Consider the following 10,831-nt stretch of genomic DNA (forward strand, 5'->3'; position numbering starts at 1 on the left):
TTCAGCCGAATACCGCCCATTAAGGTGAATGCCAATTCAAAAAAATCGGCTTTTGACCAGTCAGCCGGAGTTTCTGCTGTTTGTGCAAAGGTCTCAATACATATATTACGTGTTAAAAATGTCACAAAAAAATCAGTTTTTTTGTAGTAGGATTCTTACAGCACGGGAACATGGATGTAGGTAGTAGGTGGAAAAATGCCCCTTTCACCACATCCATGTGGCTTGGCAATGCAGGAGTCATTGCCGAGAAGGTTGGGGGGAATTAAAATCAGTCATTTACAGCCCATACCCTAACCCCTTGAGAGATTTATAGAGATTACCTTAGTTGTTAAGCAACAACTAAGGTGCATGGATGTGGTGATCTGGCTTTGCCTGCTACAAGCGATTCTGTTGATAGAACACCATCCAGATCAAGTTCAGCGTCATCAGCCAAGCCAGTTATTGGGCAATGGGTATAACGCTTTTTGTCCAAACTTGCGATGACTGCTTATACCAATCCCAATAAGTTTTCATTGATACCTTCTCCAAAGGGAGATGGTCAGGATGAGGGGTCATATTACAACTTATTCGGATTGGTATTACCATTTGGCCTATATCTCGAACCCTTTTATCAGATGGAACAGATAATTGATTACGTTGTCTTAGGACTATAAGGGTTTGTTCCTGTCCTGGTTATTGATAGAAACGAGCTTTGTTAACAGACAGTAAAATTCACTAACAGGAGAATACAGATGAACCGAATTCAATCAGTATTTCGTAGTTTCAAAACGGTATTTGTTGTAATGCTTCTATTAGGTTCAGCGTCTAATGCTTATGCTGTGGATAGCGACTGCTGGGCCGACTTTTTTGACGAGCCTCAGTATGCGGGCAAGCATTTGCTCATTGAAGGACCTGCTCAGTTAGAAAATTTAAACAAGGTAAATGGTGAAGATTGGAATCAGCGCATTCATAGCATAAAGATTGGTCCTAAAGCCAAGGTAACCGTTTATCAGAATCCCCGCTTTGAATTAAAAATAAGCGACATGGCTATGTCTCCCGAATTAATGCGTTCCTGGGGTATCACAGAGCAAGATATTAAAGAAGATTCTGAGCTTATCTTTACTGGCAAGGAAATGATCCATGACCTTGGGGATTTTAATTTTCATAAAAAAATCAGATCGTTGAAAGTAGAATGTATGTAGTTGACTGTCATGATAACGTCAGAATAGTTCAAAAAAACCACCTCCCTTTGGGTGTAGTGATCTGTGATGGTCAAGTAAAATGGACAGTGACTTAGGCGGATGTTACAAATTGTTGCTCAAATAGACTTAGGGAGCGGGTATTAATTGCCGAAGGTATGCGTTTGGTGTTGTAAAAATGGATATATTTAGCAACAGCTCATGCCATTTTCACTTGGGTCTGGTAACGGTCACGACGGACGCGGCGATTCTACTTTAAACGCCTGAAAAAACGTTCCAAACTGCATTATCCCAGCAATTACCCCCGCTCATACTGGTCTTGATGCCGTTCTGCCAGCCGATATTGATAAGCGCGGCTGGCAATTTGGCTGCCCCGATTGGAACGATGGAGTAAGCCAAGCTTCGAGAGTCCGTCTGAAGTTAATCAGAATTCCGATTTCAAAGTATTACGGTCATCTAGTTCTTCAACTGTTTTATGAAATCCCCCTTTTCCCAAAAACTACGGGCAGAAAATGACCGTAGAGGAACAAACTCTTTTTCTAAACCCATTACTAACCAAGATGCGGGGATCACAAAAAAGTGCAGCACACCTTTTTCCTGCCCCATAAAAGTCATTAAGCCAATGAGTTTGCCACTGCTGTTAAAAACACCGCCACCACTGGCGCCATGGTTAAAACCTGCATTTATCTCGATTATTTGGTCTTGGTCATAAGGGTGTAAACCGACGACCTTACCGCCCATCGTACGAAGGTTTAAAGCATAAGGGTAGCCAGATATAGTAATGTCATCACCTATTTTAAGGGGTTCACTTTCAGCCAGTGTTGCTATCGGTAAAGTAAAAGGTTCGATTTTAAGAATACATACGTCAAATTCAGGTATTGCGGCTTGAGCAAGCACAGGATAAAGACGTTCTTCTTCAATTATATACGCACGATTTGCTGTTCGTGTCACATGACAGTTAGTTGCGATTGTATTGGGCGCAATTACCACACCAGATCCCATGCTTTGTTTGCCGCTTACCGAAAGTGCCTGTATTTTTACTATGCTGCGACTAAGCTCAATACCGTTAGGCTCAACCTTACTGATGTGGGAACAACTTAAAATGAATATTCCTATACATAGGCTTACTAATATTTTCATAGCCGATCCTATACTTAACGCGGAAGCGAAAAAAACCTATGTTAACCCCAATACATCCTGCATGTCATACAATCCGTTGGGTTTATCAGCCAACCAAACCGCTGCCCGAACCGCGCCATTGGCAAACGTCATGCGGCTAGAGGCTTTGTGGGTAATTTCTACCCGTTCCCCTTCATCGGCAAACATGACGGTGTGTTCGCCGACAATATCACCCGCACGGATAGTGGAAAAGCCGATAGTTTTACGATCACGCTCACCTGTAATTCCTTCCCTGCCATAGACAGCATAATCCTTCAAATCCCGATTTAAAGTTTTGGCGATAACTTCGCCCATCCTTAAAGCCGTACCTGACGGTGCGTCAACTTTATGGCGATGATGGGCTTCGATGATTTCGATGTCGGTATACTCACCCATAATCTTGGCGGCTATTTCCAACAGTTTCAAGGTTAGATTGACACCGACACTCATATTGGGTGCCATTACAATCGCGGTGTCTTTTGCGGCTTCGGCTATTTTGGCTTTTTGGGCATCGCTGTAACCTGTAGTGCCAATCACCAGCTTCTTTCCTACTTGCCGACATTGTTCTATGTAATCCATAGAAATGTCTGGGCGGGTAAAGTCAATAAGCACATCAAACTGTTTAATTGCTGAGGCCAGATCATCAATTACCTTAACTCCAGAAAACCCAATCCCTGCTAGTTCTCCGGCATCCTTGCCCAGCACGAGACTACCCGAACGAGCAACAGCAACCGCTAATGATAGATCTCCCGATTGAGCAACAGCCTTAAGCAAACTCAAGCCCATGCGTCCTGACGCACCGACTATGGCAACTCGCATCATGATTTATCCTGTCAGTTTATCGAAAAAACTTTTTACACCGTCCGTCCAGGAATGTTCCTGCGGGCTATGTTGTTTACCACCGCCGGTCAGGGAGGCATTAAGTTGTTCGATCAGCGCTTTTTGTTCCTTGGTCAAATGCACGGGTGTTTCGATGTTGACTTTGCAGATCAAATCACCAACCGCTCCGCCCCTGACAGGCTTAACGCCTTTACCGCGCAATCTGAACAATTTTCCCGTTTGGGTTTCTGATGGCACTTTTAACATCACTTTGCCTTGCAAAGTCGGTACGGAGATTTCATCCCCTAAACAGGCACTGCCAAAACTGATCGGCACTTCACAATACAAGTTTGCACCATCCCGTGTGAAAATCGCATGGTCTTTGACGTGAATCTGCACGTATAAGTCACCTGCCGGAGCGCCACGCTCTCCTGCTTCCCCTTCGCCAGCCAAGCGAATACGGTCTCCGGTATCGACTCCAGCCGGAATTTTTGCCGACAGTGTTTTGGTTTCCTGAACGCGTCCGTCACCACGACATACGCCGCAAGGATCTTTGATTTGTTTTCCGGTACCGCGACAGGTTGGGCAAGCTTGCTGCACGGAAAAAAAGCCTTGCTGCATCCGCACCTGACCATGCCCATGACAGGTGGAACATATCACAGGGCTTGAGCCTTTTTTTGCACCCGTGCTATCGCATTCCTTACAAGCCACAAGAACGGGGACACGAAGTTTTGATTCCGTTCCTGAGACCGCCTCTTCAAGCGTCAGCTCCAGGTTGTAACGAAGATCTGAACCCCGTTGTGCGCCGCGCTGCTTACCACCACCACCGCCAAAAATATCACCAAAGACATCGCCGAACACATCGCTAAAACTTTCACTGGTGAATCCTCCTGCGCGTCCACCAGATCCATCGACACCGGCATGACCGAATTGATCGTAGGCTGAACGTTTTTGGGCATCCGAAAGCACTTCGTAAGCTTCTTTTATTTGCTTGAATTTGGTCTCGGCGGCTTCGGGATTGTCTTTGTTCCGGTCTGGATGGAACTTCATCGCCATGCTGCGGTAGCTTTTTTTAATCTCCGCATCGCTGGCGTTGCGCTCAACACCCAGTAATTTGTAATAATCTTCTTTTGCCATAACGTAAATAACCGCCAACGTGGGCGGTTTTGTGGTGTGAATAAATAAAGGTGATGCTTATCGACATAAATAACACCATTACTCTATAAAAAATAGCCTTTTATGGCCTACTATTTGCCGTTAAACGTTTAAATAACCATTTTAAGCTATACCAAGTACAGCAAAGAACAAATATAACTGTCGGTATTGTTACCCATAAAGGAAATACATACAGATAAAGCAGCAGGCTTTCTTTACAACCGAAGCAACACATAATTACTTCTTGTTCCAGTTATCGCCTGCGCTTTACTGGCATGCATCATTTTTTGTCGTCTTCTTTGACTTCCTCAAACTCGGCATCAACAACACCCTCATCCGCTTTATGGGACGCAGAGCCTTGATTATCTGTATCATCACCTTCACCAGCCGATTTTTGGGCATAAACCCGTTCTGCCAATTTGCCGGAAACCTCAGCCAAGCTATTGGTTTTCGCTTCGATGGCATCTTTATCGTCGCCTTTGACCGCTTCTTTTAAGGCTTCAATTGCCGATTCAATCGCCGATTTCTCATCCGCTGCAACTTGGTCACCCAGGTCTTTCAAGGATTTTTCGGTGGCGTGTATCATGCCATCCGCTTGATTACGCGCAGAAATCAGCTCCTTCAGCTTACGGTCTTCATCGGCGTGTAATTCCGCATCCTTAATCATGCGTTGAACTTCATCATCCGACAAACCGCTGGAAGCCTTGATTATGATAGATTGTTTCTTGCCCGTCGCCTTGTCTTTTGCCGACACGTTCAATATACCATTTGCATCTATGTCAAAGGAGACTTCGACTTGTGGAATCCCGCGTGGCGCTGGCGGGATGTCCGCCAGATCAAAACGTCCCAACGACTTATTAGCAGAGGCAATTTCGCGCTCACCCTGCATAACGTGGATAGTCACTGCCGTTTGGTTGTTTTCTGCGGTAGAAAACACTTGCGACGCATTGGTCGGGATCGTGGTGTTTTTCTCGATCAGCTTGGTCATCACGCCACCCATCGTCTCGATACCGAGCGACAAAGGGATAACGTCCAGCAACAACACATCTTTCACGTCGCCCGCCAATACACCTGCCTGAATGGCCGCACCCAAGGCAACGGCTTCGTCAGGATTGACATCCTTACGTGGCTCTTTGCCAAAGATGTTTTTGACCATTTCTTGTACTTTTGGCATACGGGTTTGACCGCCTACCAAAATTACGTCGTGTATATCCGAAGTGGATAAGCCAGAATCCTTAATCGCCATTTCACAAGGGCCTTTGGTGCGAAGGATTAACTCCTCAACCAAGGATTCCAGTTTTGCGCGGGTCAACTTAACATTCAGATGCTTAGGACCTGAGGCATCAGCGGTAATGTAAGGTAAATTCACATCTGTTTGCTGGCTGGACGACAACTCAATCTTGGCTTTTTCCGCCGCTTCTTTCAGGCGTTGCAAAGCCAATGGGTCGTTGTGCAGGTCAACGCCAGTGTCCTTTTTGAATTCACTGGCAAGGTATTCAATAACACGCGAGTCAAAATCTTCACCACCTAAGAAAGTGTCACCGTTGGTAGACAGCACTTCAAACTGATGTTCGCCATCAATTTCGGCAATTTCGATGATAGAAACGTCGAACGTACCGCCGCCTAAGTCATAAACCGCAATTTTGGTGTCGCCCTTGGGCTTATCCATGCCGAACGCCAGGGCAGAAGCCGTCGGTTCGTTGATAATCCGTTTGACTTCCAAGCCAGCAATACGACCTGCATCTTTGGTGGCCTGACGTTGGGAATCGTTAAAGTAAGCGGGAACGGTAATTACGGCCTCGGTAACTTCCTCGCCCAAATACGCTTCAGCATCTTTCTTTAATTTCATCAGAATTCTGGCTGAAATCTCTGGTGCCGCCATTTTTTTGCCATTAACTTCGACCCAAGCATCGCCGTTTCCGGCTTCAACGATGTTATAAGGCACCATTTTGATGTCTTTTTGCACGACATCATCTTTAAAACGGCGACCAATCAAACGCTTAATTGCGAATAAGGTATTTTTGGGATTGGTGACGGATTGTCGCTTGGCTGATTGACCAACCAGGACTTCATCGTCATTCGTAAACGCGATGATTGAAGGCGTTGTACGCGCACCTTCGCTGTTCTCGATGACTTTCGCCACGCCATTTTCCAACACGGCGACACACGAATTTGTGGTACCTAAATCTATGCCAATAATTTTTGCCATTGAATGCTCCAGACTTGAATTTGTTAAGTAAAGTGAATGTTAAAACCGATATGAGGGCTGTTTTAGCTTATTCAAGCTTGTTTATTATCTTCTGAGGTTTTTTTTGCCGATTTTTCCGGCGATTTTGCCACGACGACCATCGCAGGACGCAATAACCGACCATTTAGCAAATACCCTTTTTGGAATACATTAACCACTGTATTGGGCGTTGCACCTTCCACTTCTTGCATTAACACAGCCTGATGCTGCTCGGCATTGAAAGGCTCGCCCACTGGATTTACCGTCATGACGTTGAATTTTGCAAATACGGTTTCAAATTGTTTGATGGTCAATTCGCTACCTTCACGGAATTTTTTGACTTCCTCGCTTTCACCAGTTGCCGCCTGAAGACCTAATTCAAGGCTATCTAATACCGACAATAATTCTTTGGTAAAACTGTTTAGCGCATATTTATGGGCATCTTCCAGATCTTTTTGGGTGCGTTTTCTCAAGTTTTCCATTTCTGCCTGAGTTCGAATTGCTTTATCCCAGTTTTCCTGGGCTTTTTGCTCGGCTGCTGCTAGTTCTTGCTGTAATTCTGCTATGAGTGTTTCTTGAGATGGCGGTTCATTCAGGGAGAGTTCTTCTTCTGCCAAACCTTCATCGGATAAGACTTCTTCGAGGATTTCCTCGTTTTCTTTTGAATCAAGCTGTGATTCAGTTTGTTTCTGATCAGTACTCATTATCGGTATGCCCTTTGTGTAAAATAAACGGTTTTGAAAACTTAATGAATCTCTGAATAAATTTGATTCCATTCATGGTTCGACGACCAAAGGAAGTGCCTATGGTGCAAGCTCACCACGAACGGAATTAACACAAAACGAAGGCAATCAACACAAACCGTTCGTCCTGAGCCTGTCGAAGGACTTATTTCAGGGTTTTCATAATGAAAAATATTGCTAAGATGATGGGGTCGCAGTTTTAGGATTCAAGGCTGCACCTAACAATTTTGCAGTAATATCAACAAAAGGGATGATTTTTTCGTAGGCCATTCGGGTAGGGCCGATAACGCCCAATACTCCAACTACCTCATCGCTAATGGAATAAGAAGAGGTGACTAAGCTACACTGATCAAACGCTTGATAACCGGATTCCTCGCCGATAAAAATCTGCACACCTTCGGCTTTCATACAGTGATCTAGCAAATGCAGTACGGACTGCTTTTGGCTGAATGCTTCGAATAATTTTTTCAGGTTATCCCGGCCAGCCAATTCCGAAAAACCCATTAAGTTAGTTTCCCCTGCTAATACATAATCTTCCTTCTTATCAGTGGGTTCTAACGCTAACTGGGCAATTTTAATGGCATCCATCATGCCTTGGTTCATACGTTGTTGATCTTCTTTGAGTTCTTTTAACACCGCTTCGCGCACCGCTTGCAGGCTGCGACCCGCATAAATGGAGTTGATAAAATTGGCGGCCTGTTGCAACTCAGAAGCGGAAAACTTCTTGTCGGTCTTGATAATTTTGTTATGGACTTCCTGCTCGTTGGTCACAAAAATGACCAGCACACGCGTATTGGATAGCGGCAAAAACTCTATGTGGCGCAAGCAAACCGTTTCGCGTCTGGGCAAGGTGACGATACCAGCCATTTGGGTCAATTCTGCGAGCAATCTTGAGGCCTTGCCGATTAAGTCACTGTTATCTTCCTTGGCAGCCAAACCTTCATGCAACCGAAACAAGTCTTTTGATTCCAATGGCTTGAAAGTTAACAAGGTATCTACAAACATACGGTATCCGCTGACGGTGGGAATCCGCCCCGCCGATGTGTGCGGAGAATGCACCAGCCCCATGTCTTCAAGATCTGCCATGACATTACGGATGGTGGCGGGGCTTAGGTTTAATTCTGAACCTTTGGATAACACCCGCGAACCCACGGGCTGACCATCGCTGATGTAGCGTTCCACCAGCGTTTTCAATCATTGCAGGGATCGTTCGTTTAAAATCTGTGTGTGTGCCATCTAGTACGCCAAATATAACTAGCACTCTTCCTTTACGAGTGCTAAATAAGGAAATTAACAGTACAACCGCAGCTTGTCAATGTATACGGTAGTGGCCATGCAAAACACGGGGTGTGTGCGTCAGAAAAACCATCTAACAATAGGCCATATTAGCCAGCGATAACCCTTGTTTGAGCTGTTATTAAGCGTATAGTTAAGCCAGATTTCTTGTAGGAGAATGTTATGAATGCAGACCAGATAACACCATTAATCCGGCGTTATATGCCCAAAAAGCCATTGGATTTTGTGCTTTACGGCGGGTTCGCCTTGGCTATTATTATATTAAGCAACCTGTATTTCAGCGTTAATCCCGATGACAGCAACTGGAATGAATTCAAAGAACAAAATCATTGCGTGCTACGTAAAACGGAATACGGCGTACAACGCTCTAGCTGGGTTTGTGATGATGGTAAGACGTATTTTCGCTGGATGCAGCAGCGGTAACTTAAGGGAATCTCTAAAAATTCAAAAAACTCCTTCTCCCTCTGGGTATAAGTATCTACACAAGTTTTCGGCGTAATAAAAACAACGAGTTGAAAGAGCAACGGACTCCCTCTCCTGCTGGAGAGGGTTGGGGTGAGGAGAATAAAATCAAGCAATTATATCCCTCACCCTAGCCCTCTCCCAGAGGGAGAGGGGATTATTAGAGGTTTCCTTAAATTAAAGATAAGACAAACAAAAAAGACGGTTTCGACTTACCGAAAACCGTCTTCGTGAGCTGTAAGTTTTAAATTATTACTTAGTCGTCAATTTACCGCTAAGTTGCGCTGACCAAACACCGCAAAAAGTACCAACCACAAAAGAAATTGAAATCACCAATAAAGGGTTACTCATAGAAAAGCCCAATAACACATCTTTATTGAGTTTATCAGGGGTTTGTAACAAATAGGCGAATGTTGAAGAATAGCCTAAAACACTGCAAGGTATCGTCGCAAGCCTGGGGATATTAGCAGCCAAGCACATTACAATTACCGCAGCACACACGGTAAATGCCGCCATAAACGGAAAACCTAACATGGTTGTTGGTGAAATTTCAGTCAACATAAGCGCTGTTGCCCATGCCATGAACACACCAAAAATGCCGCAGGTGATGTTATTGACAACCGCTTCCTGGTTAGCACCCAGCAAGAAATAAGCCGCCCAGGCGATAGTTGCTGCCCATATAAAAAAGATACCAGCAGTGAGCGGCAATACGGCAAAAAATGTTGCTACACCAGCGATAACGCCAATGCTTAAAGAAAGTGCTGTTAGTTTATCCACGCGAATTCTCCGAAACTCACCTCATTTTAATTATGAAGCCAGGTACACACTGAGGTGTTTCTATAATACCTGACGATTAGAACACGGGCTTCGTTTAACCCGTAGCGTAGGGAATATAGCAGATATTATCCTGGAGTTAAATATTCTGATTGTTGCGACCTTAAAACTCATCAATCAATGCCGTTAAAATGGCCTCTATTTGCAATACCGTTCGCACAGATATCATGAATTTCAATAGCCTTACCATGCAGATTAAACCCAGCTTGTTTAATTTCCACAATCAACACTTGACGTTATTTGGACACCACGCCCTGTATACAAACGTTTCCCATGATTCGATCACACTGAGGCAAATACTGTTGACATGATTTGAAGCATGGAAATAGCTATCACTGAAAGTCTTGGACCCTTAGCGTTAGTGGAGTGAAGATTGCCCGCGTATGAGACTATCGGGCGGCTAAGTGCAAGAAAACCTTGTCTGGCTTTGGGGGTCAATTATGAGGGATATTGCTTTTAAAGAGCATTCCCAGCCAACCCAGACTGGGAAATACCGGAATAACTAAAGGTAACCTCTAAAAATTCAAAAAGCCCCTTCTCCCTTTGGGATGCCTACATGGATGTAGGTAGTAGGGCAATGCAGGAGCTATTGCCGAGAAGGTTGGGATGAGGGCTTTAAAATCAAGTGGTTATTTCCCTCACCCTAGCCCTCTCCCAGAGGGAGAGGGGATTATTAGTGATCCCCTAAACATTACGCAGCTAATGGGGAAACCAATATTTTCTTACGACGCTTGCCCATCAAGCCAGCAAAAGCGGAACCGAACAACCATACAGCCGCTGGAACCGGCACAGGAGCAAGCGTATTAAGATTGCCGACAGACAGACTTTGCCAGTTTGCTCCGCCATCCAAACTAAATCGGCCGCCGTTAGCACCATTACAGCAACCTTCAGCCCAAAATGCTTCAAGGATGTGATTGCCTGATGTTAATGCGTTGGCACTGGAAGAAAGCAGTTGACTC

General features: G+C 44.8%; 10 protein-coding genes. 2 read left to right on the forward strand and 8 right to left on the reverse strand.

What is annotated here, in order from left to right; translation table 11 throughout:
- The first annotated feature begins 731 nt into the window (after positions 1 to 731).
- Positions 732 to 1,181 carry a beta/gamma crystallin domain-containing protein gene (locus ABL924_RS16355; RefSeq protein ID WP_349028170.1) on the forward strand — a complete coding sequence of 150 codons (450 nt, stop codon included), beginning with the start codon at positions 732 to 734 and terminating at the stop codon, positions 1,179 to 1,181.
- A 453-nt stretch (positions 1,182 to 1,634) separates the two neighbouring features.
- On the opposite strand, the gene ABL924_RS16360 is transcribed toward ABL924_RS16355, so the two are convergent.
- The 6 genes from ABL924_RS16360 to hrcA form a co-directional block, all read right to left on the reverse strand.
- Complete coding sequence (locus ABL924_RS16360) at positions 1,635 to 2,318, reverse strand: serine protease (protein WP_349028171.1); 684 nt, start codon at positions 2,316 to 2,318, stop codon at positions 1,635 to 1,637.
- A gap of 36 nt (positions 2,319 to 2,354) precedes the next feature.
- A complete protein-coding gene (dapB, locus tag ABL924_RS16365) occupies positions 2,355 to 3,158 on the reverse strand; it encodes a 4-hydroxy-tetrahydrodipicolinate reductase (protein ID WP_349028172.1) in 804 nt (267 codons plus the stop codon).
- Between the two features lie 3 nt (positions 3,159 to 3,161).
- Entirely contained in the window at positions 3,162 to 4,292 is a 1,131-nt protein-coding gene (gene dnaJ, locus ABL924_RS16370; RefSeq protein WP_349028173.1) for a molecular chaperone DnaJ, read from the reverse strand.
- A gap of 298 nt (positions 4,293 to 4,590) precedes the next feature.
- Positions 4,591 to 6,531 carry a molecular chaperone DnaK gene (gene dnaK, locus ABL924_RS16375; protein WP_349028179.1) on the reverse strand — a complete coding sequence of 647 codons (1,941 nt, stop codon included), beginning with the start codon at positions 6,529 to 6,531 and terminating at the stop codon, positions 4,591 to 4,593.
- A gap of 59 nt (positions 6,532 to 6,590) precedes the next feature.
- On the reverse strand, positions 6,591 to 7,241 hold the full coding sequence (gene grpE / locus ABL924_RS16380; RefSeq protein WP_349028174.1) for a nucleotide exchange factor GrpE: 651 nt from the start codon (positions 7,239 to 7,241) through the stop codon (positions 6,591 to 6,593).
- Between the two features lie 216 nt (positions 7,242 to 7,457).
- Positions 7,458 to 8,474 carry a heat-inducible transcriptional repressor HrcA gene (gene hrcA / locus ABL924_RS16385; RefSeq protein WP_349028175.1) on the reverse strand — a complete coding sequence of 339 codons (1,017 nt, stop codon included), beginning with the start codon at positions 8,472 to 8,474 and terminating at the stop codon, positions 7,458 to 7,460.
- Between the two features lie 264 nt (positions 8,475 to 8,738).
- Between hrcA and ABL924_RS16390 the strand changes: the two genes are divergently transcribed.
- A complete protein-coding gene (locus ABL924_RS16390) occupies positions 8,739 to 8,999 on the forward strand; it encodes a hypothetical protein (RefSeq protein ID WP_349028176.1) in 261 nt (86 codons plus the stop codon).
- 291 nt (positions 9,000 to 9,290) lie between these two features.
- Here ABL924_RS16390 and ABL924_RS16395 read toward each other — a convergent pair whose 3' ends face one another.
- Both ABL924_RS16395 and ABL924_RS16400 read right to left on the reverse strand, forming a co-directional pair.
- Positions 9,291 to 9,815: a DUF1097 domain-containing protein gene (locus ABL924_RS16395; RefSeq protein ID WP_349028177.1), complete on the reverse strand. Its 525-nt coding sequence runs from the start codon at positions 9,813 to 9,815 to the stop codon at positions 9,291 to 9,293.
- Between the two features lie 748 nt (positions 9,816 to 10,563).
- Positions 10,564 to 10,831 (reverse strand): PEP-CTERM sorting domain-containing protein (locus ABL924_RS16400; RefSeq protein WP_349028178.1); only part of this gene is annotated, 268 nt, incomplete at its 5' end.

It is taken from the genome of Methyloglobulus sp., from assembly GCF_040079455.1.
GTDB lineage: Bacteria > Pseudomonadota > Gammaproteobacteria > Methylococcales > Methylomonadaceae > Methyloglobulus.